This is a genomic window from Mesorhizobium sp. Primo-A (assembly GCF_003997175.1).
Lineage (GTDB): Bacteria > Pseudomonadota > Alphaproteobacteria > Rhizobiales > Rhizobiaceae > Mesorhizobium > Mesorhizobium ciceri.
The window spans coordinates 22,571-47,706 of the sequence record NZ_RZTG01000023.1 but is presented as its reverse complement, the minus strand read 5'-3'; the positions used below and the strand labels follow the sequence as shown (position 1 = coordinate 47,706).

The 25,136-nt window shown below is 63.2% G+C and carries 27 protein-coding genes and 1 pseudogene; 10 read left to right on the top strand and 18 right to left on the bottom strand.

Annotated features, from left to right (window positions below):
- Nucleotides 1-14: 14 nt before the first annotated feature.
- The 3 genes from EOC83_RS30120 to EOC83_RS30110 all read right to left on the bottom strand — a co-directional run bounded on the left by EOC83_RS30120 (nt 15) and on the right by EOC83_RS30110 (nt 2,965).
- A complete protein-coding gene (locus tag EOC83_RS30120; protein ID WP_063170315.1) occupies nt 15-1,283 on the bottom strand; it encodes an ABC transporter substrate-binding protein in 1,269 nt (422 codons plus the stop codon).
- A 282-nt stretch (nt 1,284-1,565) separates the two neighbouring features.
- Nucleotides 1,566-2,054 (bottom strand): GNAT family N-acetyltransferase, encoded by a 489-nt coding sequence (locus EOC83_RS30115; RefSeq protein ID WP_024504138.1) that lies wholly within the window; start codon nt 2,052-2,054, stop codon nt 1,566-1,568.
- Nucleotides 2,055-2,059: 5 nt separating this feature from the next.
- Nucleotides 2,060-2,965 (bottom strand): lytic transglycosylase domain-containing protein, encoded by a 906-nt coding sequence (locus tag EOC83_RS30110; RefSeq protein WP_027162099.1) that lies wholly within the window; start codon nt 2,963-2,965, stop codon nt 2,060-2,062.
- 181 nt (nt 2,966-3,146) lie between these two features.
- Between EOC83_RS30110 and EOC83_RS30105 the strand changes: the two genes are divergently transcribed.
- Nucleotides 3,147-3,716 carry a methylated-DNA--[protein]-cysteine S-methyltransferase gene (locus EOC83_RS30105; RefSeq protein WP_013530095.1) on the top strand — a complete coding sequence of 190 codons (570 nt, stop codon included), beginning with the start codon at nt 3,147-3,149 and terminating at the stop codon, nt 3,714-3,716.
- Between the two features lie 30 nt (nt 3,717-3,746).
- On the opposite strand, the gene EOC83_RS30100 is transcribed toward EOC83_RS30105, so the two are convergent.
- From EOC83_RS30100 to EOC83_RS30090, 3 genes are read right to left on the bottom strand one after another with little or no spacing between them, the layout of a single operon-like run.
- Nucleotides 3,747-4,235 (bottom strand): nuclear transport factor 2 family protein, encoded by a 489-nt coding sequence (locus EOC83_RS30100; RefSeq protein ID WP_063168800.1) that lies wholly within the window; start codon nt 4,233-4,235, stop codon nt 3,747-3,749.
- Nucleotides 4,236-4,261: 26 nt separating this feature from the next.
- The gene (locus EOC83_RS30095; protein ID WP_063168801.1) at nt 4,262-4,651 is read right to left on the bottom strand and encodes a nuclear transport factor 2 family protein; all 390 of its coding nucleotides are present in this window, start codon (nt 4,649-4,651) and stop codon (nt 4,262-4,264) included.
- A 1-nt stretch (nt 4,652) separates the two neighbouring features.
- Nucleotides 4,653-5,555: an MBL fold metallo-hydrolase gene (locus EOC83_RS30090; protein ID WP_063168802.1), complete on the bottom strand. Its 903-nt coding sequence runs from the start codon at nt 5,553-5,555 to the stop codon at nt 4,653-4,655.
- Nucleotides 5,556-5,704: 149 nt separating this feature from the next.
- On the opposite strand from EOC83_RS30090, the gene EOC83_RS30085 reads away from it, so the two are divergent.
- Nucleotides 5,705-6,595, top strand: a complete 891-nt coding sequence (locus tag EOC83_RS30085) for a LysR family transcriptional regulator (protein WP_024504141.1) — start codon at nt 5,705-5,707, stop codon at nt 6,593-6,595.
- Between the two features lie 26 nt (nt 6,596-6,621).
- On the opposite strand, the gene EOC83_RS30080 is transcribed toward EOC83_RS30085, so the two are convergent.
- Nucleotides 6,622-6,951 (bottom strand): hypothetical protein, encoded by a 330-nt coding sequence (locus EOC83_RS30080; RefSeq protein ID WP_063168803.1) that lies wholly within the window; start codon nt 6,949-6,951, stop codon nt 6,622-6,624.
- A 274-nt stretch (nt 6,952-7,225) separates the two neighbouring features.
- On the opposite strand from EOC83_RS30080, the gene EOC83_RS30075 reads away from it, so the two are divergent.
- From EOC83_RS30075 to EOC83_RS33400, 3 genes and pseudogenes are all read left to right on the top strand, one after another.
- Nucleotides 7,226-7,438 carry a cold-shock protein gene (locus EOC83_RS30075; protein ID WP_010910991.1) on the top strand — a complete coding sequence of 71 codons (213 nt, stop codon included), beginning with the start codon at nt 7,226-7,228 and terminating at the stop codon, nt 7,436-7,438.
- A gap of 271 nt (nt 7,439-7,709) precedes the next feature.
- Entirely contained in the window at nt 7,710-7,910 is a 201-nt protein-coding gene (locus EOC83_RS30070) for a hypothetical protein (RefSeq protein ID WP_013530089.1), read from the top strand.
- Nucleotides 7,907-8,160: pseudogene (locus EOC83_RS33400) on the top strand (hypothetical protein). Before EOC83_RS30070 ends, EOC83_RS33400 begins: the two are co-directional and overlap by 4 nt.
- Before the next feature lie 22 nt (nt 8,161-8,182).
- On the opposite strand, the gene EOC83_RS30060 reads toward EOC83_RS33400, so the two are convergent.
- From EOC83_RS30060 to EOC83_RS30050, 3 genes are all read right to left on the bottom strand, one after another.
- Nucleotides 8,183-8,791 carry a glutathione S-transferase family protein gene (locus tag EOC83_RS30060; RefSeq protein ID WP_013530087.1) on the bottom strand — a complete coding sequence of 203 codons (609 nt, stop codon included), beginning with the start codon at nt 8,789-8,791 and terminating at the stop codon, nt 8,183-8,185.
- 112 nt (nt 8,792-8,903) lie between these two features.
- Nucleotides 8,904-9,752: an EAL domain-containing protein gene (locus tag EOC83_RS30055; RefSeq protein ID WP_063168804.1), complete on the bottom strand. Its 849-nt coding sequence runs from the start codon at nt 9,750-9,752 to the stop codon at nt 8,904-8,906.
- Nucleotides 9,749-10,642: an EAL domain-containing protein gene (locus EOC83_RS30050; protein WP_063168805.1), complete on the bottom strand. Its 894-nt coding sequence runs from the start codon at nt 10,640-10,642 to the stop codon at nt 9,749-9,751. Before EOC83_RS30050 ends, EOC83_RS30055 begins: the two co-directional genes overlap by 4 nt.
- A gap of 207 nt (nt 10,643-10,849) precedes the next feature.
- Here EOC83_RS30050 and EOC83_RS30045 point away from each other — a divergent pair, with 207 nt between their 5' ends.
- The gene (locus tag EOC83_RS30045; RefSeq protein WP_063168806.1) at nt 10,850-12,052 is read left to right on the top strand and encodes a pyridoxal phosphate-dependent aminotransferase; all 1,203 of its coding nucleotides are present in this window, start codon (nt 10,850-10,852) and stop codon (nt 12,050-12,052) included.
- A gap of 60 nt (nt 12,053-12,112) precedes the next feature.
- Here EOC83_RS30045 and EOC83_RS30040 read toward each other — a convergent pair whose 3' ends face one another.
- Both EOC83_RS30040 and EOC83_RS30035 read right to left on the bottom strand, forming a co-directional pair.
- The gene (locus EOC83_RS30040) at nt 12,113-13,630 is read right to left on the bottom strand and encodes an MFS transporter (protein WP_082826535.1); all 1,518 of its coding nucleotides are present in this window, start codon (nt 13,628-13,630) and stop codon (nt 12,113-12,115) included.
- 180 nt (nt 13,631-13,810) lie between these two features.
- Entirely contained in the window at nt 13,811-14,206 is a 396-nt protein-coding gene (locus EOC83_RS30035; RefSeq protein WP_024504148.1) for a cupin domain-containing protein, read from the bottom strand.
- A gap of 310 nt (nt 14,207-14,516) precedes the next feature.
- On the opposite strand from EOC83_RS30035, the gene EOC83_RS30030 reads away from it, so the two are divergent.
- On the top strand, nt 14,517-16,568 hold the full coding sequence (locus tag EOC83_RS30030; protein ID WP_063168807.1) for an elongation factor G: 2,052 nt from the start codon (nt 14,517-14,519) through the stop codon (nt 16,566-16,568).
- A gap of 719 nt (nt 16,569-17,287) precedes the next feature.
- A complete protein-coding gene (locus EOC83_RS30025) occupies nt 17,288-17,785 on the top strand; it encodes an isoprenylcysteine carboxylmethyltransferase family protein (RefSeq protein ID WP_013530080.1) in 498 nt (165 codons plus the stop codon).
- A gap of 66 nt (nt 17,786-17,851) precedes the next feature.
- Here the strand turns inward: EOC83_RS30025 and EOC83_RS30020 are convergent, their stop codons facing one another.
- Entirely contained in the window at nt 17,852-18,748 is an 897-nt protein-coding gene (locus tag EOC83_RS30020; protein WP_013530079.1) for a LysR family transcriptional regulator, read from the bottom strand.
- Between the two features lie 79 nt (nt 18,749-18,827).
- Nucleotides 18,828-19,802 (bottom strand): thioredoxin-disulfide reductase, encoded by a 975-nt coding sequence (gene trxB / locus EOC83_RS30015; protein WP_063168808.1) that lies wholly within the window; start codon nt 19,800-19,802, stop codon nt 18,828-18,830.
- 249 nt (nt 19,803-20,051) lie between these two features.
- Here trxB and EOC83_RS30010 point away from each other — a divergent pair, with 249 nt between their 5' ends.
- On the top strand, nt 20,052-20,531 hold the full coding sequence (locus EOC83_RS30010) for an Lrp/AsnC family transcriptional regulator (RefSeq protein ID WP_013530077.1): 480 nt from the start codon (nt 20,052-20,054) through the stop codon (nt 20,529-20,531).
- A gap of 253 nt (nt 20,532-20,784) precedes the next feature.
- The gene (locus EOC83_RS30005; RefSeq protein WP_063168809.1) at nt 20,785-21,579 is read left to right on the top strand and encodes a glycosyltransferase family 2 protein; all 795 of its coding nucleotides are present in this window, start codon (nt 20,785-20,787) and stop codon (nt 21,577-21,579) included.
- A gap of 4 nt (nt 21,580-21,583) precedes the next feature.
- Here EOC83_RS30005 and EOC83_RS30000 read toward each other — a convergent pair whose 3' ends face one another.
- The 4 genes from EOC83_RS30000 to EOC83_RS29985 form a co-directional block, all read right to left on the bottom strand.
- On the bottom strand, nt 21,584-22,243 hold the full coding sequence (locus EOC83_RS30000) for an HAD-IIIA family hydrolase (protein ID WP_063168810.1): 660 nt from the start codon (nt 22,241-22,243) through the stop codon (nt 21,584-21,586).
- Nucleotides 22,236-22,808 (bottom strand): SIS domain-containing protein, encoded by a 573-nt coding sequence (locus EOC83_RS29995; protein ID WP_024504153.1) that lies wholly within the window; start codon nt 22,806-22,808, stop codon nt 22,236-22,238. Before EOC83_RS29995 ends, EOC83_RS30000 begins: the two co-directional genes overlap by 8 nt.
- 7 nt (nt 22,809-22,815) lie before the next feature.
- A complete protein-coding gene (rfaE1, locus tag EOC83_RS29990) occupies nt 22,816-24,309 on the bottom strand; it encodes a D-glycero-beta-D-manno-heptose-7-phosphate kinase (RefSeq protein WP_063168811.1) in 1,494 nt (497 codons plus the stop codon).
- 140 nt (nt 24,310-24,449) lie between these two features.
- On the bottom strand, nt 24,450-25,082 hold the full coding sequence (locus EOC83_RS29985; protein WP_024504155.1) for a LysE family translocator: 633 nt from the start codon (nt 25,080-25,082) through the stop codon (nt 24,450-24,452).
- Nucleotides 25,083-25,136 lie beyond the last annotated feature (54 nt).

Genomic DNA, 25,136 nt, shown 5'->3' with positions numbered 1-25,136 from the left:
CTGTCCCAGTATCGTCACCAGCCTCGGCCCTTCAGCTTGGTCAGCGTCGCTTCGAGGTCGGCCAGATTGTCGGCGGCAGTGCCGTCGCCCGAGAGCGTGTTGTGAACAGCGTTCCAGAACTGGCTCGACGCCTCGTTGTATTTGATCCTGGTGGCGGCCGAGGGGCGCGGCACCGCATTGAGAAAGATCTGCTTCCAGCGCGGAATAATCGGGTGTTCCATGGCAATGTCGGCATCGTCATACAGCGCCTGGATGGTCGGCAGATTGGACGTCTTCAGCGCGCGGTATTTCTGCATCGCGGGCGAGGCAATGAACTTGACCAGCTCGATCGCGGCATCCGGATGCTTCGAATATTTGGAGACCGCGAGGTTCCAGCCACCCAGCGTCGCGACCGGTCGGGCGCCTTCGCCGGTGCCGGCCGGCAGCGGCGCCACGTCGAACTTGCCCTTGATCGGCGAGCCCTCGCCGTTGCCGAGCGCATAGGCATAGGGCCAGTTGCGCATGAACACCGCGTTGCCGGTCTGCCAGACGCCGCGCGATTCCTCTTCCTGGTAGGCGAGCACGCCGGGCGGCGCGATGGTCCCGACCCAGCCCTTGACCATATCGAGCACCGCCGCCGCTTTTGGATTGCTGATGGAGATGGAGCCGTCCGGCTCGATGATCTGGCCGCCGCCATTCGACATCACCCATTCGAGCGCGTCGCAGGTCAGCCCCTCATAGGCGTTGCCCTGAAAGACGAAGCCCCAGATATCCCGATTGCCGGCTGCACGTTCCTTATCCATGACCAGCCTGGCGGTGTCCGCCAGTTCCTTCCAGGTGGCCGGCACCTTGGCGCCATATTTGTCGAGGAGATCCTTGCGGTAGTAGAGCGCCGGCGCATCGGTGAAGATCGGCAAGGCGACGAGCTTGCCATTGACGGTCTGCGACCGGATGATCGACGGGAAATGCTCGGCCACGATGTCCCTGGTCGCTGCGGTCAAATCGACGAGCTGGCTGGCGAGCTGCGGCGCCCAGATCACGTCCGTCTGGTAGACGTCGATGTCGCTGTTTCCGGCGGCAAGCCACAGCCGGTACTGGCCGAACTGGTCGGTCCCGGACGTCGGCATGACGACGATGTTGACCTTGTTGCCGCTGTCTTTCTCGTAACGGTCGAGGATCTCGCGCAGCACCTTGATGCCGTCGCCGGTATCGCCCGACACCATCGACAGCTCGACGGCCCGCGCCGGCGTACCAATCAGCATGGCGGCGACGCCGAGCGCCAGGAATGCGTGAGAAAACTTCATGGTGATGGATGTCCCTCCGCAGCCGGCGACAGGAAACACTCCACGCGCCGGCAGCTTGTCGGACCCCGCCTTCCATTGAATGCGAAGCGGCGCTTTGGGTTCCCAAATCGCGCCGTTCCTGCGTGAGGCGACACCCATCAGGGGGTGTTGAGATTCAGGTCAGGCCGAGTCGAAAATGGTGGTTTCCGAGAACCGGAGCGGAGCGTACTTTTGGGTACGTGAGCACCGGAAGCGCAGGAAGCCATCATTTGCAGGCCGGCATCACCTGAATATCAGCACACCCTAGCCTTCCCAGGCGACAGGCATCATCCCCAGCCGCTCATAGAGCCGGACGGCGGCGGGATTCTCGACCGTGTTGGTCTTGAGGTCGACATGGTCGGCGCCGCGTTCGCGAAAAACGGCGAAGGCGTGCCACATCAGCGCTTCGGCAACACCCTTGCCGCGCGCCTCGGGATGAACGGCAAGATCCTTGACGAAGGCGCGGGTCCAGCACAGCGCCGCCGCCGCCAGCCGGCCCTTGGCGTCGATGACGAGGAAGCACAGCGCCGGGTCGAATTCGGGATCGTCCGCGATACGCGGCCACCACTCGTCGAACGGACCATCGGCGCCGTCATCGAACACTTCCGTCAAAAGCGCATGCAGGGCGGGCGCGTCACCAGGCTCGAAACTGCGCATGACAAAGCCGTCGGGCCAGTGCGGCGGAACCAGCGTCTCATCGAGGATCTTGCGCAGCCGGATGTCGTTCAGGGCCGGCGGGCGCGGTTCAGGCATCGCGCTCAGGCGTCGGGTTGCAGGCGACGGCGCTGGCGGTCGCGGCCAAGGCCGGTCGCCTCGAGCAGGCCCTTGCGCTTGGCGTCGTAATAATAGCCGGTCTGATAGAGCCAGTCGGCCTTCTTGGCGTTGCCGCCGGCCACCAGCCAGGCGCCGCGCAGATATTTGACCGCGTATTTTAGATTGGTTTCGGCGTCGAACAGGCCCTTGGCCGGTCCGTCATAGCCCATGCCGCGTGCCGTCGCGTGCTTGATCTGCATCAGTCCCCAATGGCCGTTGTTGTAGGCTTTCGGGTTGAAGGTGCTCTCGCGGTTGACGACATGGCGCACCAGGTCCACCGGCACCTGGTAGATCGCCGCATATTTCTCGATCAGCCGCTCGACATCGCCACGCACGCCCGTCGCGTGTTCTTCTTGCACGGGCCCTGCCGGAAACTGGACCAGGGCCGCCGGGTTCTGCGGCACGACATAGGCGACCTGCTGGACGCCGGGCATGCGGTCGCCCTTGGCGGTTGCCGGCACGATCAGCCCCGCGGTCGTATAAGTCTCGGCCGCCTTGACCGGTTCGTTCGCATTTGCCGGCGGCGGCGCCTGCCAGGCATTGGCGGTCATCACCGCGGGCACGGCTGGTGCCGCCGGTGTCGATCCGGCAAAAGCGGCGGTCGCCGCAGCCGGCTGTGCGGCGGAATCGGGCGGCAGCTCGGCCGTCTGAACGGGGGCGATCCCCGATGATTCCGGCAGCACCGAAACCGTCTCCGGCAGAGGCACGGTGAAGCCGGCATCAGCGCCGGCGGCGGTCGCTGTTTCGGTGAGAGCAGGCGCGGACTTCATCTGCGAGGTCGACGTGCAGCCGCTGATGCCGGCGGCGGCCAGGATCACGCCGATCGCGATAAGGTTGAGTTTTGCTGGCAAGCCGCGCTCGGGTCCGGTTTGTCGGGTTGTTAAGAAATCCCTTACACCAGCGATTCAGGCCGGGCAATCGGGGCGATCAGGTGGTTTTCGGGTGGCGAGACGCGGGCGGCGATGCCATATTGTTCCGGATATGTACTGGGACGAATCCCGGATTTCGCCACTTTGCGGGAAGGAACGCATCATGGTCACGACAGCTTCGATCACGGCCGGCCACGCAGTGTTAGAAACAGTGATCGGTTTCATGGGCATTGCCTGGAGCGAAAAGGGCCTGATCCGGCTCTGCCTGCCCGAACGCAGCCGCGAAGCGGTGGAACGGCGCCTGCTGCGTCACGGTGGCGTTTCCGCTTCCACGGCGCAGCCGCCATGGGTGGTCGAGCTGATCGCAGCGATCAAGGCCTATGCGGCGGGCGAGGATGTCGATTTCTCCGCCGTACCGGTCGATCTCGACGGCGTCGACGATTTCCGCCTCGCCATTTACGACGCGGCGCGAAAACTCTCCTTCGGCGAAACCACCACCTATGGTGAGCTGGCCAAGACCGCCGGCCATGCCGGGCTCGCCCGCGAAACCGGGGCCGCCCTTGGAGCCAATCCGGTGCCGCTGGTCATCCCTTGCCATCGCATCCTTGCCGCCGGCGGCAAGATCGGCGGCTTCTCGGCGCCGGGCGGCTCGGTCACCAAGGAGAAGATGCTGGCCATGGAAGGCGTGCGCGTCGGCCCGCCGCCGCCGGCGCAGGTATCGTTCGGGTTTTGAGCGGCGGCCGGCGCTGGCAGAAGGCCTGGATCAGTACATCGGTCGCTTATTGACCGGGTTGGCGGGCACCGGCTGCATCACGTCCCAATGCTCGGCGATCTTGCCGTTTTCAACGCGAAAAATGTCCACGATGACGGTCTCCGGCATGTTACCTGCCCTCGGTTGAACGACCTGGGTCATGACGAGGTCGCCTTCGGCGATCACCCGCTTGAAGTCGACTTTTTGTTTTGGCCAATTGGCGACACCCATGCTTTCGAGAAGCTTTTTGACCGAGTCTCGGCCATCCGTCATCGTCGGGTTATGCTGAATGTAAGCCTCGGCCCAATAGCGGTCCAGCGCGGTAAGGTCATGGTCGCCGAACAGCGCCTGATAGGCTTTCAGGACAAGCGTCCTGTTTTTTTGAGTCAATTCATGCTGTTGCAGCACCTGCTTGACCGGCTTGGTGTTTTCCGCATGCGCCGCGGCGGTGAGCGCCGCGACCGCGAAAGCGGCCGCCGCGAAGGATTTAAGTTGCAGCACGGATGTCTCCCTCGGTTGCTTCGGTGTCAGGTCAATGCGCGCGCAACGAGCACCGTATCGACATACTGCCGCATGCGGATGATCTTGCCGTCCCGCAGTTCGTAGAGATGAGCGAAGGGGGCCGTCATGGATTTTCCCGTCGCCTTATATGTACCGGAATACACGCCGAAGGCCGCCACCCGGTCGCTATCGGCAATGAAGCTGTGCACGTCGGCGTGGTATCCGATCCACTCCGAGCCGAGCCGCTTGAAGACCCCCTGCATCAGGGCCTCGATGCCGACATAGGTGCCGGCATAGGGGAATCCTTCCGCCTCGGTCCATTCGATGTCGGCGGAAAGAACGGCCAGCAGATTGCGGCCGTTCTCCTCGGAAGTTCCCTCGTAGGTTCTACGGATCAAATCGAGGTTCGTCGCCATGTCAGCCCCACTTCATCTCGCCCTTGGCGACCTTGGATCCGACATCGAGGGCGACGCCCATACCGAGGCCGGGGAAGCGGGTCTCCATGGCGGCCTTCAACGCGGCGCTGTCTGCCGCCTTGTCCAGTTCTTCCTCGAAGGTGAGGAGATAGGACTTGGTGAACTCCACCGCCGAAGGACCGATCGCGGCATCGGGGGCCATGTGGCCGGGCACCACGACAGCGGGCTTGCGGGCGGCAATCGCGTCCAGCGTCTTGATCCAGGCGGCGCGGCTTTCCCTGGTCTGCGTGTCGGCGGTCCAGACGTGAACGCCCGAGAAGATCATCACCCCGCCGAAAACGGCATTGAGCGACGGCACGAACAGATAGCGGCGGTTGGCCAATCCTTCTTCCGCATTGACGATCTCTACAGTCTCGCCATCGACCGTCAGCGTTGCGCCGTCGAATGCCTCGGGGAGGACGATGTCGGAAAGCGCCTGCGGGCCATTTTCCTTCAGTTGCGGACCCCAGACGGCGAGCTTCTTCTCCACATTGCCCTTGATGGCTTCCAGCGTGGCGGAGGCAGCGATGACTTTTGCCTCCGGGAAGGCGTCCCGCACCGGCTTCAGGCCGAAGTAGTAATCGGGATCAGACTGAGTGACATAGATGGTGGTCAGCTTCTTGCCGGTGGCCTTGATGGCATCGGCGAGCGCCTTGCCGTCCGGATAGGTGAAGCCGCCGTCGATCAACAGGGCTTCGCTCGGCCCCGACAGCAGCACCGGCGCACGGAAGAAACCGTTTGGACCCGCCGGGAAGTGTTTCCAGCCAAGCTTGGCGCCGGCGGCCTGGCCGCTGTCGATGGGCGCGAAAACGGCGGTTGCGCCGAGGACCAATGAGGTCTTCATGATCTGTCTCCTCGTGAACATGGAATATCTCCGTTGAATGAAAGGGGATCGGGTGCGGCTACGGGCCCGCAGGGCGGACGGTAGACGGCACGGTAAGCCCTCTGGATTAATCAATAAATTGGCCGTAATAATACAAACTGTATGTTGAAAGCTTACAATGAGCCTTCGTGGTGGAATCGATAAACCTCAATCGCCTCGCCTATTTTGCCACCGTGGTCGACGCAGGTTCCTTTACCCGCGCGGCCGAGCGGCTTGGCATCACGAAAACAGTCGTCAGCCAACAAGTCGCTCGCCTCGAGGCTGAGCTGCGGACCACGCTTCTCGTGCGCACGACGCGAAGGGTCGAGCCGACGGAAGCAGGCCGTCTTCTGCATGCACGCTGCGTTCTGATCCTGCGGGATGTCGAAGAAGCGGTCGCCGAGGTTGGCGAGGCCAACGCCGAGGTGGCCGGTGTGCTGCGTGTTTCCGCGTCCAATGACTATGGCGCGATCGTGCTGGCCCCGATCGCCGCCCGCTTTCGCCAGAGATTTCCGGCCTGCGGCGTCGAACTGGTCATTTCCGATGCCATAATTGACTTGATCGGCAACAAGATCGACCTGTCCATCCGGGTTGGCTGGCTGGATGACTCCAGCCAGCAGGCGCGACGCATCGGCACCTTCCGGCAAATCCTGGTCGCGTCGCGGGATTTCGCGGCCGGGATCAGGGTGGACAAGCCGGAAGATCTTTCTTCCTTGCCGCTCGTTGCCAATGCCGTGCTTCGCAAGCCGTTCACCTGGAACTTCACCCGAGGCGATTCCGAGCCGCGCACCATCACCCTGCGCGAGGCGTTCTCCATCAACTCGACGCCCGCCGTACTGGAAGCGACGCTCGCCGGCGGCGGACTGGCAGTTCTGCCGGACTATCTGGTCGTCGACTATCTATCGCAGGGGCGCCTCGTCCACGTGCTCCCCGACTGGGCGCTGCCCTCCGGCGGCATTCACGTGGTCTATCCGGCGGCGCGCTTTCGCCCGCAAAAGGTGACGCAATTCGTATCCATGCTCACGGAGCATATCCGGGATTGAGAGCAATGGCTGCCGGTCGACAAGCGCTAGTTGTTATGGAAGAACCGCCGGCGGAAATGCCGGTCGTTGTCCGACCGCTTGCAGTTGTAGACCGGGCAGGACTTTGTGTCGGCGCTCGGCACGTAGGCTCGTGTCCTCACCTCGCCCATGCTGCAGAATCGCTGGCTCTGCACATAGCGGTCGTAGAGCGACAGTCCCGGCACCCGCTTCGACTGGTAGCGCAGGATGACCGCCCCCTGCCGGGCGATCGTCGCCTGAACGTTGCCGCAACTCATACGCGTCGGGTCGTAGCGCGAGATCGCCTGAGCCTGAGCGGCGACAAGCGTCAGGCAGGCGGCAAGCAGAATGGTTTTCATGGTCCTCTCCCTGATCCGCCGCCCAGGGACGTCGCGATCCGTCGTGACGCTCTCACGCGATTAGGGCGGCCATTGGGCAGCGCCCTGATCACGGCTTTCTCACACAGTCTTGTTTTTTGTGCGAAAGCAGCCTATATGCCTTCCATTGATATTTCGGCCGATCGATCCGGGCCTCGCGATAATCGCGTTTGCTGACGTCTATCTCCAAAATCTCGATGCACACCGGCTGGACCTCGGTCCGGTCAATCTAAAGCAAATGTGAAGGACTATCTAAATGGCAACTGGAACGGTCAAGTGGTTCAACGCCACCAAGGGCTTCGGCTTCATTCAGCCTGACGCGGGCGGCGCGGACGTATTCGTCCACATCTCCGCTGTCGAGCGTGCTGGACTGTCGACCCTGGTCGAAGGCCAGAAGATCAACTTCGAGATCGAGCAGGACCGCCGCACTGGCAAGTCGTCCGCTGGATCTCTGAGCAAGGCAGCCTGATTTTGCGATAGCGCGCGCCGGGCGAGAGTTCGGGGCGCGCGGCAAGTCACGGATGTACTGACAGTCGCGCGAGAAGCGCGCTGGAGCGGAAAGACCCGACAAGCTGGATCAGCAGATAGCTGCCAGCCCGGACCGGACGCTCCCGATCAGGCTACCAAGCATGGGAAGGCGGGATTTATCCCGCCTTTTTTGCTGTCTGGGTTAGGTGGCGCAGCCCGCACTATGGTTCCAACTTGTGGTACTTTTAGCCCAGTAGTGGTACCATTCGGCCATGACCAAACTTGAGCAGATCGAAAAATCCGTCGCCGAACTGAGCCCCGAGGAACTGAAGGCGTTTGCCGCCTGGTTCGAGGCGCTCCAGGCGGATATGTGGGACCGGCAGATGGAAGCCGACGCGAAGGCGGGCCGTTTGGACAGGCTTGCCGAACAGGCGCTGGCTGACCATCGCGCTGGTCGGACGCGGCCTCTGTGAACCACGTCGCCTCTCCATCGTTCTGGGAGGCTTATGAAAAACTGCCATCGTCAATCAGAGCAAAGGCGGACAGGCGTTTTGCCCGACTGCGTTCGATCCTTTTCATCCCTCACTGCATTTCAAACAGGTCGGTCGCTATTGGTCGGCGCGAGTTGACGAAAACTATCGGGCTGTTGCCATACGCAACAATGAAGATGTGATCTGGTTCTGGGTCGGCACCCACGCCGACTACGACCATTTGTTGAAATAGCCCCTCCTTCAGGAGGAGAAGGCTACCCCACCCACTCGATCGGCACATGCCCCGGATCCGCTTCCACGCGGCCAAGCCATGCCGACACCGCCGGATAGGCGTCGAGCTGGAAACCGCCCTGCTCCGCCGTATGCGTATAGGCATAGAGCGCGATGTCGGCGACGCTGAGCGCGCTGCCAGCGAAGAAGGCATTGTTTTCCAGATGCCTGTTCATCACGCCGAGCGCCTTGTTGCCGCGCTCCAGCGTCACCGCCAGCCGCTCCGGGGTCGCATCCCCAGCACGTTCGGGAAAGGTCAGCAGCGCCTTGCGCACGGCTATGTAGGGCTCGTGGCTGTATTGTTCGAAGAACAGCCATTGATACGCGAGCCCACGCTCATACCTGTCCGCCGGCAGGAAGCGTGTGCCTTCGGCGAGATAGAGCAGGATGGCGTTGGATTCGGCCAGCCGCCGGCCATCGTCGAACTCGAGCAGCGGCACCATGGCGTTCGGGTTCTTGGCGACAAAGTCGGCTTTGCGTGTGTCGCCTGTGTGCGAACTCACCTCGACGTTGGTGAAGGCTAGGCCAAGCTTCGCCATCAGCAGGCGCGGCTTGTAGCAATTGCCGCTGTCTATCATGCCGTAAAGTATCATGGCTGTTCCCCCGAGCACTGTCTCCGCGCGATTATCGCAGCGGCGGCGGACTCAACCAATGATTTGTTTTGTCGCGACGATCAGCGCCGCTGATGTGTGAATAGTGGCGCCCCTAGCCGAACAGCGGGACGACATTGCCGCCGGTACCCAGCAGCGTGTCGATGTTCAGTGGCTCTTCCTCGAAAACGGTCCCCGCCAAGGCTGGGCGGGCGAGGAGAAAACCCTGCAGCAGGTCGACGCCGCCTTCGAGCGCGGCGCGCAGATGGGTGGGCTGCTCGATGCCTTCGACCAGCACCTTGGCGCCGCGGTCATGCAAGCTGGAAACCAGCGGGCGGAAGAACCGTTCGGCGGCAGCGTGGCGACAGAACTCCGCGAACCAGGTGCCGTCGATCTTGACGATGTCGGGCTTGAGCAGGCTCACCCGCTCCTCGGTCGAGTGCCCGGTGCCGAAATCGTCGATGGCGATGCGGATGCCGTCGCGCCGCATTTCGCGCACCAGCCGCGCGAGAAGCGCGTCGTCCGCCGCCTGTTCGGTGATTTCGCAGACCAGCATGGCCGGCGCCAGGCCGAACTCGCCGAGATGCCTGGTCATCAGGCGAATCTCGGCCAGTGCCCGCCCGGCATGGTCGTTGATCAACGGATTGTAGTTGAAGAACAGGTCGAGCCCGTCGACGCCGATATTGCGAAAATTCCTGAGATGCAGCGCCCGGCACATGGTTTCCACAAACAGCCGGTCCGAGACGGCAACGCTTTCGAAGAATATCTTTGGCGCGCCGGGGCGGCCCGCACGGTGCGGCTCGATCAGGGCTTCGGCCGCGACCGCGTGAAGGAACCGGCCGCGCGGCGCGAAAATCGGCTGATAGGCGCTGCGCAGCCGGAACTCGCCATACATGCCGTATTCGATGCCGACTTCGTCGACCCGGATCGCATCGCCGACATTGCGCCGCCGATCACCTCTCATGTCGCCACGCGACGCCCAAAGGCCTTGACCGGCCGCGCCGAAGGCGTTGCCACGGCAGCAGCCGACGTGTCGACGGCAGCAGCGACAGGCGCCTGCCCGGCCTTGTCGAAGACGCCAAAGCTGGTCGGCGCCAATTCGGGCCGCGCCAGCACGAAACCCTGCACCATCGACGCACCCGATTTCTCGGCGAGCTCCAGTTGCCAGCCCTCCTCGATGCCTTCGAACACCGTATGGATGCCTTGCTCCTCGAAGTTCTTCACCATGGTGGTCAGCAACGCGAAGCCGGCGCCGGACTCCATCAGCTGCGTGATCCAGTAGGCATCGAACTTGACGATATCCGGCTTCAACTCCTTGACCCGGTTGATGTCGGAATCGTCGGCGCCATAGTCGTCGACGGCGATGCGGAAACCGTTGGCTCTCAATGCCGCGACGAAGCCGTGCAAGGCTTCCTGCGACGCCGACCGCTGCTCGGTCACCTCGCAGACGACGCGACGCGGGTCGATGCCGGCCTCGTGCAGCACGAGCCGCATTTCGCGCAAGGCAGCGTCGGCAACAGTGCGTTCGGTGAACACCGACGGGTCGAAATTAACAAAGATCGACGCTTCCTGCGGCAGGCAGGCACCGGCGTTGAGAAGATGCAGCGTCCTGGTCAGCGCCTCGATATGCAGCCGGTCGGCGGCCGGACAGGTCGAGAAGAAATTCATCGGCGATTGTGGCTCGCCGTCGCGGAACGGTCGGATCAGCCCTTCGAACGCGACCACCGACAGCTTGCCTTCCTTGAAGGCGAAGATCGGCTGGAAAGCGCTTTGCAACGTGTAGATGCCCCAGACACCGGTGGAGGTGCCGTCGTCCTGACGGATGATGTGGGCAAGCCCGACGCTGCGCGACACGGTTCCTCGCTCCGCAATTGGTCTGCGATCCTGCCACTCAAGCCTCTACCGCTCGTTAATGAATTTATTGTTGCCGACCCCGGGTCCGATCACAGCTCCTTGAGACCTGGATCAGCCGACAATGCTTGCGTTGCGCGAAATCATGCGACATGAGAAGCGCCGCGGTCGCTCCTGGCCGCGCCGATCTTCCATGGAGACGTCAAGCTCATGGCCTTTCTTGCCGACACCCTTTCGCGCGTGAAGCCTTCCGCCACCATCGCGGTCACGCAGAAAGCGCGCGAGCTGAAAAATGCCGGCCGTGACATTATCGGCCTCGGCGCCGGCGAACCGGATTTCGACACGCCCGACAACATCAAGAATGCGGCAATCGAGGCGATCCGCCGCGGCGAAACCAAGTATCCGCCGGTTTCGGGCATCGTGCCGCTGCGCGAGGCGATCGCAAAAAAGTTTAAGCGCGAGAACAATCTCGACTACAAGCCCGAGCAGACCATCGTCGGTACGGGCGGCAAGCAGATCCTGTTCAACGCCTTCATGGCGACGCTGAACCCCGGCGACGAGGTCATCATTCCTCGCCCCTACTGGGTCAGCTACCCCGAGATGGTGGCGATCTGCGGCGGCACCTCCTTGTTTGCCGACACCTCGATCGACAACGGCTTCAAACTGACCGCTTCCGTGCTGGAAAAGGCGATCACGCCGAAGACCAAATGGCTGCTGATGAACTCGCCGTCGAACCCGTCGGGTGCCGCCTATACCGAGGCCGAACTGCGCGCTCTGGCCGACGTGCTGTTGAAGCATCCGCATGTCTGGACGCTGACCGACGACATGTACGAGCACCTGACCTATGGCGATTTCGTCTTCAAGACCATCGCCGAGGTCGAGCCTAAGCTCTACGAGCGCACGCTGACCATGAACGGCGTGTCGAAAGCCTATGCAATGACCGGCTGGCGCATCGGTTATGCGGCGGGCCCGGTCCAACTGATCAAGGCGATGGACATGATCCAGGGTCAGCAGACATCGGGCGCCTGCACCATCGCGCAATGGGCATCCGTCGAGGCGCTGAATGGCCCGCAGGATTTCATCGCCAAAAACAAGGCGATCTTTCAAGGCCGTCGCGACCTCGTCGTCTCGATGCTCAACCAGGCGCGCGGCATCACCTGTCCGTCGCCGGAAGGGGCCTTCTATGTCTATCCCTCCTGCGCCCAGTTGATCGGCAAGAAGACCAAGGCCGGCAAGCCGATCGACACCGACGAAACCTTCTGCTCGGAATTGCTCGAAGCCGAGGGCGTCGCGGTGGTGTTCGGCTCGGCCTTCGGCCTCGGCCCCAACTTCCGCATCTCCTACGCCACCTCGGAGACGCTTCTGGAGGAAGCCTGCACGCGCATCCAGCGCTTTACGGCTTCGCTGACCTGAGCGGCGCACTTTGAACGCAGAACCCGGCTTCACTGCCGGGTTTTCAATGGGCCGTCAGCCTCACGCCTCGTGCTTGGTCTCTTTGGCCGAGCGCGCCTCGGCCGGCGCCAGCACGGCAACCAGCAGTGCGGCGGTGAGGAACGCGCCGATCGCCGCCGTCAGCATGGCGGCATGGAAGCCGCCAGCATAGGCGGCAGCATAGAGTTCATGCACGCCGCTTTCGCCCATCGCCGCATCGGTTGCGAAATCATGCCGCGAAATTGCAGCACGAGCGACCGCTTCCGCGTTGGCGACACCGGCATCGCCGAGATACCCGGTCAAAAGGTTGGTTGCCCGCATGCTCATCAAGGCGCCGAGCAAGGCGATGCCGATGGCAAGACCGCTCTGGCGGGTGGCATTGATGACCGCCGACACCATGCCCGAGCGTTCGCGCGGCGCATAGGACATGGCGGCAGCGCTGCCGGTCGGGATTGCAAGCGCATTGCCGAGGCCGCCGATGGCGAACAGAAGGCACAGCATCGCGTAGGACGTCGAAGGACCGGCCCAGCACATGCCGAGCATGGACAGGCCGATAGCAACATAGCCGATGCTCATCAGCGCGGAGTGACCATAGCGCGCGCTCAGCCTGCCGATCCACGGCGACACCACGATCTGGACGATGAAGGCCGGCGCCATGCGCAGGCCGGTCTGCGTCGGCGACCAGCCCTGCACCTGCTGCAGGAACATCGAGAAGAAGAAGACGCTGGAATAGGAGGTGAAGCCGAGCGCGAACGAAGCGACATTGGCGACGGCAAAGCGGACGTCACGGAACAGGCCAAGCGGCAGCATCGGCCGTGCCGTGCGCGCCTCGAAGCCGAGGAAAGCACCCAGGCCGACGACACCTGCGATGAGCGCCGTGACCGTCCTTGGCTCGCCCCAACCATTCTCGCCGGCCGAGATCAGGCCAAAGGTCAGCGCCCCCAGCCACAGGATGCTGAGAGCCAGGCCGACGAGATCGAGATGGGCATGTTCGGGATGCGCCGTCTCGTTGATCGAAGCAGCACCGAGCGCGATCGTGATCAGACCAAGCGGCAGGTTGATAAGGAAGATGCTTTGCCAGCCGACGGTCTCGACCAGGATGCCACCGAGGACGGGACCAACGAGCAGAGAGGTGGCGGCGAACGACGCCCAGCCGCCAATGACGCCGGCGCGCTGGCGCGCATCGGGAAAGGCTTGCGTCAGGATCGACAGCGCGCCTGGAATGAGCAGCGAGCCGGCGATGCCCTGTACGACCCGGCCGGCCAGCAGCACCGGCAAATTGGGCGCGACGGCGCAGATCAGCGAGCCGGCCACGAAGATGCCGACGCCGGCCAGCCATGAGCGCTTGCGGCCATAGCGGTCGCCGATCAGGCCGGACGACAGCATGAAGGCCGACAGGCACAGCGTGTAGGCGTCGACCACCCATTGCAGGCCGCCGAAATCGGTTTGCAACGCCTGCTGGATGGTCGGCAGCGCGACATTGACGATGCTGACGTCGAGCAGAGCCACGAACGAACCAAGATAGACAGCGGCGACCAGGGGCAAACGGTGCTTTGACATGGCTATGTCCGGACGTGAGTTTCGCAAATTACTGGCCGACGGTCAGTTGAACGGGCGGCATGGCGCTGTCGATCCGGCGACTGAGTATGGCCTGCGCCATGGTACGGGACTCGCCGCGAGTCGCCCTCTTCTGAAAATGTTGCGGCTGGAATAGAAGCCGGGTTCCTGCGGACTGAGCATTCAGCCGTCATATTGTTCCGATGTCACCGCTTCCAGCCAGTCGGCATGGACATCGTCGAGCGCCTCCTGCATGGCGATATGCGTCATCGCCGATTTCGGCGCCGCGCCATGCCAGTGTTTTTCGCCAGGCGCGAACGAGATGACGTCGCCCGCCCTGATCTGCTGGATCGGGCCGCCCCACGTCTGGGCAAGCCCGGCGCCCACCGTCACGTAGAGCGTCTGGCCAAGCGGATGCGTATGCCAGTGGGTGCGCGCGCCCGGCTCGAAGCTGACCAGCGTGGCTCGCAGCCGCGCCGGCGCCTCTTTCTCGATGATCGGCGTCTGCAGCACCCGGCCGGTGAAGTATTTTTCCGGCGCGATGACGGTCGGCACGCTGCCGCAGGCAATGATCTTCATGGGTCGATGGTCCTTCAAAACAGCGGGCGACGGGTCGCCAGCTTCAGTTTCCGCCGATATCGGCCGACGTGCAACAGCTTCCGGCTGCCAGCCCCCTATATGGCCAGCACGGGTCCACGGCCGAGCAAAGGATTTCTATTTTCCTTGCCCTGCCGGCAAACAAGTGGGACGATGGCTTTGGGCAGGTGGACTTGAAAAGAACCCCGCCCGCGACGGTCGAACAGGCCGGCCGCCGCTCAGGACCGATTGACCACGCCTGAACCATGCATGCCAGTCGGTCCTACGGGAAACGCCTGAGTGGAGGTCAGTCATGGGTACTCGCGCCGGAGGACGACGCACGGGACCGAAATGCATTGCCATAGTCGGTCCCTTCGCAAGCGGTAAGACGACACTTCTCGAAGCCATATTGGCCCGTACGGGCTCAATTCCCCGACAAAATCCCGTTTCATCAGGCAACACCGTTTCAGATCATTCGCCCGAGGCGCGCGCCCACGCCATGAGCGTCGAGGCGACGATCGCCACCACCGAATTCATGGGCGAGCAGATCACCTTCGTCGACTGTCCCGGCTCCATCGAATTCTCTTTCGAAGCCGAACCGGTGCTGGCCGCCTGCGACCTCGCGGTGGTCGTGGCCGAGGCCGATGAAAAGAAGATCCCTGCCCTGCAACTGATCATGCGCAAGCTCGACGATCTCGGCGTGCCGCGCATCCTGTTTCTCAACAAGGTCGACAAGGCAATCACCGGCGTGCGCGACACGCTGAAGATGCTGCAGCCGGCCAGTGCCGTGCCATTGCTGCTGCGCCAGATTCCGCTGCGCAAGGACGGCGTCGTCATTGGTTCGATCGACCTGGCGCTGGAGCGCGCCTACATCTATCGCGAATATGCCGAAAGCGAGGTGGCGCAGATTCCCGGCGACGAGAAGGCGCGCGAGCTCGAAGCGCGTTTCTCGATGCTGGAGACGCTGGCCGACCATGATGACCAGTTGATGGAACAGCTGCTCGAGGAGATCGAACCGCCCAAGGACGCGATCTTCGACGATCTCGCCGCCGACCTGCGCGACGGCGCGGTGACCCCGGTGCTGATCGGCACCGCCGAGAAAGGCAACGGCGTGCTGCGTCTCCTGAAGGCGATCCGCCACGACGCGCCTGACATCGAGGCGACCCGCAAGCGGCTCGGTGCACCCGACGGCGCGGCTACCCTGGTCCAGGTGATGAAGACCATCCACACCTCGCATGGCGGCAAGCTGTCGGTGTCGCGCATCCTCTCCGGCCAGGTCGTCGACGGTTCCGAACTCTGGCTGCCCGGCGGCGACACGGCCAAGGTTTCCGGCATCTACCGGATGCTCGGCAAGGACCATTCCAAGCTCTCCATCGCCAAGGCCGGCGATACGGTCGCGCTGGGCAAGCTGGACGAGGTCAAGACCGGCCAGACGCTGAGTTCGGCCAAGGGCGGCATCAAGCCGCTCGTCCAGTTCGAGCCGCCGCAGCCGGTCTTCGCCTTCGCGCTCCGTCCCAAGGAGCGCAAGGACGAAGTGAAAATGTCGGCTGCCATCCAGCGGCTGGCCGAGGAGGACCCCTCGCTCAGCCTGCGCCACAACCAGGACTCGGCTGAAACCGTGCTGTCGGGCCATGGCGAGATGCATCTGCGCGTGGTGCGCGAGCGGCTGGAAGGCAAGAACCAGATACCGGTCGAAGGCCATCCGCCGGCGGTGCCCTATCGCGAGACGATCCGCAAATCGGCGCAACAGCGCGGCCGTCACAAGAAACAGTCCGGCGGACATGGCCAGTTCGGTGACGTGGTGATCGAGATCAAGCCGCTGCCGCGCGGCTCCGGCTTCCAGTTCACCGACACCATCACCGGCGGCGTCGTGCCCAAGACCTACATCCAGTCGGTCGAGACCGGGGTCCGCGACTATCTGAAATCCGGGCCGCTGGGCTTTCCGGTCGTGGATGTCGCAGTCAACCTGTCGGACGGCTCCTACCATGCGGTCGATTCCTCCGACATGGCCTTCCAGATGGCGGCCAGGCTGGCAATGAAGGAAGGCATGGCCGCGTGCTTGCCGGTGCTCCTGGAGCCTGTGATGAAGGTCGAGATCGTCACACCCTCCGACGCCACCTCGAAGATCATCGCTCTCATCCCGCAACGGCGCGGCCAGATACTCGGCTACGACGCGCGGCCTGGCTGGCCAGGATGGGATGTCGTCGAGGCAACCATGCCGCAAGCCGAGATCGGCGACCTGATCATCGAGTTGCGCTCGGCGACCGCGGGCGTTGCCAGCTACCGTGCCGTCTTCGACCACATGGCCGAACTCACCGGCCGTCTGGCCGACGAGGCGATGAACACCAACGGCAAGGCTGCCTGATGGCGTAGCGTTCCTCTCGAACCTGATTCGAGGGGACAAAAGAAAACGACGTCCGGCGGGGACCGGACGTCGTTTTGTTCGCGGACCGTTTCCTTGGGAGGTAAAACGGCAGGTCCGCCGCATTTGGTGCCGCCGAGTTCGGCGGAAAAACGGTTCGGACGCGGTAGCCGCCTGAGCCCGGGCCGTACGAGTGATGCCCCCATCTCCCGTCCGAACCACACCGCGTCCTATGATCCACATAGCAGGTCGCGGGCGCCCGGGCTATGTTACCAGAGGTTACATGTCACCGTTACGTGGCAATTGTGATGGAATTTTTTGCCGGCCCAGCAGAGCACAGGCAACAAAAAAGCCGGATCAATGAAGATCCGGCTGAGTTTGATTGGAGTGCCTGTTAAGGCTAACCTCCAGAGGGGAACACTCGAGGGCGCTAATGGGAGGAGAACGCGCCCAGGAGATGATCTATATATGTGCTCATCATGCCCAAGAAACAAGCATCTATTTTGCAACACACGCATGCAAAAAGACGCAGGCTGTGGTCTAACCCATTCCAGAAGCCAATAGGACCAGCAGAATCGTCGAAATGGGCCGCCGAATCGGGCAATTGCAACTACAGAATTGCCGATCTCGGCTGGCTTTCGGCTCAAAATGCCAAAACCGGGCAATGATGTGGAAGCAGGCAGCAGGCGTGCATTTCTAAGGCAATCGGGAGGAAGCAGCCAATGCGGACGTTTTCGGCGATCGCCGGCAGTGCGGCCTTCTTCATCGCGGCGCCCTGCGTGGTTGCCGGGCTGGTGCCCTGGCTGTTGACCGATCGCTGGGGCTTGCCGTGGTCTGGTCTGCCGGGCTTTGTTCCTGCCGGCGGGCTTCTGATCGCCGTCGCGATCGCAGCACTGCTGCATGCCTTCGGTCGATTCGCGCTTGAGGGCCTCGGCACGCCCGCTCCGGTCGCGCCAACCGAGAGGCTGGTGATCGGCGGCATCTACCGTCATGTCCGCAACCCGATGTATGTCGCCGTGCTGTCGATCATCCTCGGCCAGGCATTGCTGTTCTCGAGCTGGACGCTGGCCGCTTATGCGGTCATCGGCGCGATCGCCATGGGCTCTTTCGTGCGGTTCTACGAGGAGCCGACTTTGGCTCACCGGTACGGCGCCGAATACGACGCCTACCGCCGCAACGTGCCCGGCTGGCTGCCTCGACTGTCGCCCTGGCGGGGGTAGGTGAAACCGGCAGCGCCGTCTCAGGGCATGTTGAGGCTCAGGTCGGGCCAGGCAATCGACATGTCCTTAGAATGACCAGCTTCTCGCCTTGGCGATGATAAAGTCCCGGAACACGTGCAGCTTGGCCTGGTTCTTCATCGCGTCCGGATAAGCAAAATAGGTGTCGAAAGACGGCACCTCGGTCTCCGGCAGCAGCTGCACGAGGTCGGAGTCCTTGCTGATCACATAGTCGGGCAGCATGGCGATACCGGCACCGCCCTGCACCGCCCGCTTGATCGACAATATGTCGTTGATCTGCAGCGTCGGCACCCTTTGCCCGCCTTCGAAATCACCGACCGTTTCCAGCCAGTTCAGCTCCGACAGATGCGACGGCACCGGCACGCCGAAGGTGACGATGCGATGGGCCTTCAGCTCGGCGACGGAAGACGGCCTGCCATGCTTGGCGACATAGGATGGGGCCGCGTAGAGGTGGAAATGCACGGTGAACAGGCGGCGCTGGATCAGGTCCGGCTGCTGCGGCTGGCGCAGCCGAATGGCGCAATCGGCCTGGCGCATGGTGAGATCGAGCTCCTCGTTGGCGAGGATTAACTGCAGGCTGATTTCAGGATAGAGTTCGATGAATTCCTGCACCCGCTCGGTCAGCCAGCCGGCGCCCAGCCCCACCGTCGTCGTCACCCGCAGCACGCCCGACGGGCGATCCTTGGTCTCGGTCAGCCGGGACTTGATGGTCTCCAGCTTCATCAGCACGTCATGCGCCGTGCGAAACAGCATCTCACCCTGCTCGGTCAACACCAGCCCGCGGGCGTGGCGGTTGAACAGCGGCACGCCGACATCATGCTCGAGCGCGCTGACCTGCCGCGAGATCGCCGATTGTGACAGATGCAATGTCTCGGCCGCATGGGTAAACGACCCCGCCTCCGCCGCAGCGTGAAACACGCGTAGCTTGTCCCAGTCCAACGCCATGATTCCCCTCGTTCTGTTTTGGCGTCTGAATGAAAAATCAGGCTTTTACACGGCGTTTCTAAGCCGCTCTCTGAACTCTCTACTCGGCCGCTTCGCGATGCACTTCGATGCCGGCCAGATACTTCTCCGCCTCGAGTGCGGCCATGCAGCCAAGCCCCGCTGCCGTCACCGCCTGGCGGTAGATATCGTCGGTCACATCGCCGGCCGCGAACACGCCCGGCACATCGGTGCGGGTCGAATCCGGCGCCGTCCACAGATAGCCGTTCGGCTTCTGCTTGAGCTTGCCGGCGAACAGTTCAACCGCCGGCGCATGGCCGATGGCCACGAACACACCGTCGATCTTGAGGTGCGACACCTCGCCGGTCCCCGCATGCTTGAGCTTCAGCCCTTCGACCGAGGGCGGCAGCGGCGTCTTGCCGGGCCGACCGGTGATCTCGTCGACGATCGTGTCCCAGATGACGCGGACATTGTCCTTTTTCAGAAGCCGCTCGCGCAGGATACGTTCGGCGCGAAAATCGCTGCGCCTGTGGATCACCGTCACGCTCTTGGCGAGATTGGACAGATAGAGCGCCTCTTCCACCGCCGAATTGCCGCCGCCGATCACCGCGACATCCTTGCCCCGGTAGAAGAAGCCGTCGCAGGTGGCGCAGGCCGAGACTCCAAAACCCATAAAGTCCTGCTCGGTCGGGATGCCCAGCCATTTCGCTTGCGCGCCGGTCGCGATGATCAGCGCGTCGGCGGTGTAGGTGGTGCCGGAATCGCCCTTGGCACGGAACGGTCGCACGTTGAGGTCGACCTCGGTGATGATGTCGTTGATGATGTCGGTGCCGACATGCTCGGCCTGTTTCAGCATCTGCTCCATCAGCCACGGACCCTGGATCGGGTCGGCGAAGCCGGGATAGTTCTCGACATCGGTGGTGATCATCAACTGCCCGCCCTGCTGCAGGCCGGCGACCAGCATCGGCTTCAGCATGGCGCGGGCGGCGTAGACCGCCGCCGTATAGCCGGCCGGGCCGGAACCGATGATGAGAACGGGCGCGTGCTTGGTGGTCATCTAAAGCCTCTGCGGAGGGCTGCCGGCAATTGCGGCATGGAAAACTCGATCATTGTCGCGCGTAATGTAAGTGTTGCCCACGACGCCAGCAAGGCAAGTTGGAGTTCGTCCCCGGAAAGCTTTGTCACACCCTGTCGCCTGCGGATCCCGCGAAATATTCCGGGCGAAGGATGGAATGGACAGCGAAGTCGTTTAATTACAAAATCACGCAAGATTCTTGCGTGTTGCCCCTCATGATCGAGAGCCCTCATGCCGCTCAAGGCCGACCTCGACGCCATCGACTGGAAGATCCTGCGCGAATTGCAGGGCGACGGCCGCATGACCAATGTCGAACTGTCGAACCGCGTCGGCATTTCGGCACCGCCATGCCTGCGCCGCGTCAAGCGCCTGGAGGAAGCCGGCATCATCCGTGGCTACCGCGCTCTGCTCAACGCACCAGCGCTCGGCCTTGATGTCGTTGCCTTCTGCCTCGTCGGCCTGCATCATCAAGCCGATGCCGAGCTGCGCATCTTTGCCGAGCGCACCCGCGGCTGGCCGATCGTACGCGACGCCTGGATGGTGTCGGGCGAATCCGATTTCCTCCTGCATTGCGTGGCGAGCGACCTCGGCGCCTTCCAGAGCTTCGTCATCGAGGAACTGACCTCGACCCCGAATGTCGACACGGTGCGCACAGCGCTCACCATCCGCCGGGTCAAGGACGAAGGCTTGGTCTCGTTCGCACAGCCTTGAGCCGGTTGAACCGCAACCGGCTTTCGCCGATGCGGCCTGAGCGCCTCGCCATATCAGCGCCGCTTTGGCGTTCGATAGGCTCTCCTGTGGAGCCGGATGTACTGCCGTAGCCACCTTGCTGGTTTCCTAGAGCAATTCCAGAAAAAGTGTGTAACGGTTTTCCTGGGAAAAGCGCATAGCGCTTTCGGGATTGCATAATACAGGTGGCGCAGGGCAGCCCAATTCCGAGAACAGTGTGCCGTGGGGTGGGACGATGACTCGATTTTCTAGCCCGGTTTCGGCGCTGGTCATCTGTATGAACGAGGCCGACATGATCGGCGAATGCCTGGAAAGCGTCGACTTCTGCGCCGAGATCATCGTCGTCGATTCAGGCTCGACGGACAGCACTCTGGACGTCGTCAATGCGTTCATCGCCAAGGGCTACCCGATAAGGCTGTTTCACAATGATTGGCCGGGCTTTCCTCGTCAGCGGCAATTCGCGCTCGATCAGGCCACCCAACCGTGGTGCCTTTCGATTGAAGCCGACGAGGCCATCGATGACGTTCTCAGGCAGTCGATCACGAATGTGACGCAGCTTGGGAACGATGCTTTCGACGGATGGTACATCAGGCGCCGCGACAAGCTGAAGGGTTATGGCTATGCGCACCGCTGGGTGCTTCACAACAGGCTGCTGCGTCTTTTCCGGCGCGACAAGGCGACCATGGACCTCAATCTGCGGGTCCATGAGTCGTTCGAGGTGCCGGGCGAAACCGGCACCATAGAAAATGGCGTGCTGCTGCATCGCCGCGAAATGACTATTGCCGAGGATCTGGCGAGAGCCAACACCTACTCCAGCCTCAAGGTCGCCACGCTGGTCGAACGAGCCAAGAAGCCTGGCCTGATAAGACTGGTGCTGTCGCCGCTTGGCAACTTCCTGAAGTTTTACCTGGCCAAGCGCTACTTCCTGTGCGGCCGGCACGGGTTCGTCTATTCGATGCTGGTGATGGTGTATTCGTTCGCCACCGAGGCCAAGCTCTATGAAGCCTGGCGGGACAACGATCGGGTATAAACCGTTAGGGCGCGCCCGAGGCGGCCCCAAGTGCAGCTATTGCGGCGAGCAGGCCGTCGAAGTCCGCGCGGTCGCACCAAGGCCGAATTGTGAAGCCCCGTCGGACAGCCGCTTGCCCGTCCACCAGCCAGCCCTGCGAGAGGCCGGCGCGTTGTCCCGCCTCCATGTCGGCCTCCTTGTCGCCGACGATCAGCGAACGCCGCAGATCGAGCCCGAGGCGACTGGCCGCCTCCAGCAGCATGCCCGGATTGGGCTTGCGCATCGGATGATCTGCGGCCGCGAGCGGGCCGGAGCCCGCCTCGTGATAGGCGCAGGCAAGGACCATGTCGACGAACGCATTGTCGGCGCGTAGCAGTTCGAGCACGCGGCCATTGACGGCGGCGAAATCGCTCCAGCCGAAATAGCCGCGCGCGATGCCGGACTGGTTGGTGACGACGATGACGGGAATGCCGGCCCCGTTGGCGGCGGCTATCACCGCGGCTATATCCGCGCGCAGCACCATTTCGCCAGGATCATCCGGATAGCCCGTATCGATATTGATGGTGCCGTCGCGGTCGAGGAACAGCGCCGGAGAGCCGGCGGCGAACACCTTTGAGCCGACCTGCTCGACCCACAGGCCCGGCTCAGCCAGCGGATAGCGGCCAGAGGTCGTGGGATCAGCCATTGCTGAGGCGCGCTTCGACCACCTCGCACAGATGATGATAAAGGCACAGATGCCCCTGCTGGATGATCGGCGTCGAGGTCGACGGAACGTTGAGCAGGATATCGGACAGAGGTTTCAGCTTGCCGCCGGTATCGCCGGTCATGCCGATCACCGTCATGTCCATCCTCCGTGCCTGTTCGGCGGCGGCGAGGATGCTCGGCGAATTGCCGCTGGTCGAGATTGCCAGAAGCACGCCGCCGGCCGCGCCATGCGCCTCGACCTGGCGCGAAAACACCGTGTCGAAGCCATAGTCGTTGCCCCAGGCGGTCAGCACCGCCGCATTGGCCGGCAGCGCGATGACATTGTAGGCCTTGCGCTCCTTGAGAAAGCGGCCGACCAGTTCGCCGGCAATGTGGATGGCGTCGCTGGCCGAGCCGCCATTGCCGGCGATGAGCAAGGCCTTCCCCGACGAAAGCGCCGTCACCACCGCGCTCGCCGCCCGCTCCATCTCACCGGTCAGGTCCCGTTCGACCATGGCTGATATGGCAGCCGCCGAGCGGACAAGGTAATCGTTCAAGTCGGACATGAAACCCTCAGTTTGTGGTGCCGCCGGCGCGCAATTTGCCAATGGTGTTGGTGGTGCTTTTTCCAGCGACGAGATCGACCAGCACGACGCGTCCGCCGGCCTTCTGCACCACATCGGCGCCGACCACGGTATCGACCGTGTAATCGGCGCCCTTGACCAGTATGTCGGGCAGCAGCGCTTCGATCAGCGCCAGCGGCGTATCTTCCTCGAACACCACGACCGCGTCGACCGAGGCGAGTGCTGCCAGCACGCAGGCGCGGTCGTGCTGGTCGTTGACCGGCCGGCCGGCGCCCTTCAGGCGCCGCACCGAGGCATCGCTGTTGAGGCCGAGCACCAGCCGGTCGCACTGGCTTCGCGCCGCGTGCAGCAAGCTGACATGGCCGGCATGCAGGATGTCGAAGCAACCATTGGTGAAGCCGACGCTCAGGCCCTCTTCCTTCCACGCCGCCACCATGCGGGCGGCCGATGTGGCGTCGAGGATGGCGTCCTTGTGGGCGGTCGGCCCATGTGAACGGAACAGCGCGCCGGTGAGTTCCTCGACCGTCAGCCGCGCTGTGCCGCGTTTTCCCACAACGACGCCACCAGCGGCATTGGCGATCGAAGCGGCCATGACCGTATCGGCGCCTACGGCCAGCGCCAGCGCGAAGCTCGCGATCACCGTATCGCCGGCGCCCGAAACGTCGAACACTTCGCGCGCCTGGGTGGCGATGTGGCGCGCCTCGTCGGGGCCGACCACGCTCATGCCCTTTTCGCTGCGCGTCGCAACGACGAAATCGAAACCATGTGCCGAAATCAGCTGGCGCGCGGCAGCCACGATCTCGTCATCGGCGAACACCGCATGGCCGACGGCCTCGCCGAGTTCCTTGCGGTTGGGGGTGATGGCGGTCGCCCCGGCATAGCGCGCGTAATCGCGGCCCTTCGGGTCGACCAGCACCGGCTTTCCAGCCTCGCGGCAGATGGCGATCAAGTCGCCGGCGACGCCGTCGAGCAGGATGCCTTTGCCGTAATCGGACAGGATGACGATGTCGGCGTGCGCCAGCGCGGCGCGGAAATGGCGGATCAGGCCGGCTCGCTCCGCGGCGCCGAGCGGCTTGATCTCCTCTTCATCGAAACGCAGCACCTGCTGGTTGAGCGCGCTGAAGCGGCTTTTGGACGATGTCATGCGACCAGGCTCCTGCGCGAGGCCCGCCGTATCGGCGCCAAGTTCCCGCAGCATCCGCACCAGACTGTCGCCCGCCAGATCGGCGCCGATTACGGAAACGGGGACAGCGGCAGCGCCGAGCGAAACGATGTTGGCCACGACATTGCCGGCGCCGCCCATGGTCGAGGTCTCGCCGCGCCCATGCAGCACCGGGATCGGCGCTTCCGGCGAGATCCGCTCGATGACGCCGTTGACGAAACGATCGAGGATGAAGTCGCCGACCACCAGCACGGTGGCTTGGCCGAACCGCGCAATGGCGCGGTGCAATGGTTCTGGAGAAGGCGGATTGTGCTTGATCATGTCACTGGCAACGCGAGGGTAAGGCAAATCTCAATTGTGATGAAAATTGTCAATTTACGGGCCGGATCGTTCATGCCTGCCGATATACCGCAAATCCACGCAGCGCAACGTCAGGACATGACCCGCGACTGTCCGATGCGTCAGCTCTTCTGCAGGGCAACATGGACGCCCAGCCCGACCAGCACCGCCCCTCCCGCCCGCTGCATCAGCCGCTGGGCGCGGCTTGAACGCCGCAGGCGGCCGATCACGGCGCCCGCCAGGAACACGCAGACGATATCGGCCGAGGAGAACATCAGATTGACTATCGTGCCGAGCACGACGAACTGCAGCCAGACCGGAAACGCCGCCGAGGCGTCGATGAATTGCGGCAGGAACGCCATGAAGAAGATCGCTGTCTTCGGATTGAGCACCTCGACGGTGATGCTCTCGAAAAAGGCGCGCCGCGCCGATTTGCGCTCGATCGCGGGCAGCGCCGCATCGCCGTCCGCGCGCTTGCGAAACAGCGAGATGCCAAGCCAGATCAGATAGAGCGCACCGACCAGCTTGACCGCCAGGTAGAGCGTCGGCACGGCATGAAACAGCACCGACAGCCCGGCGGCCGCGGCGAAAACATGCACGTAGCCGCCCAGATGAATGCCCAGCGCCGCCGTCAGGCCGGACCAGCGGCCGCGCGCCATCGTCTGCGCGGCGGCATAGAGCATGGCCGGGCCTGGAATGTAGGCGAAGATCGCCGTGGTGGCGAAAAACGCGATGAGCAGTTCGGTCGATGGCATTTTTGGTCCCTCACGATCGTGCTCTGCCCTGTCGATTCAGTCCGCGCGGGATTG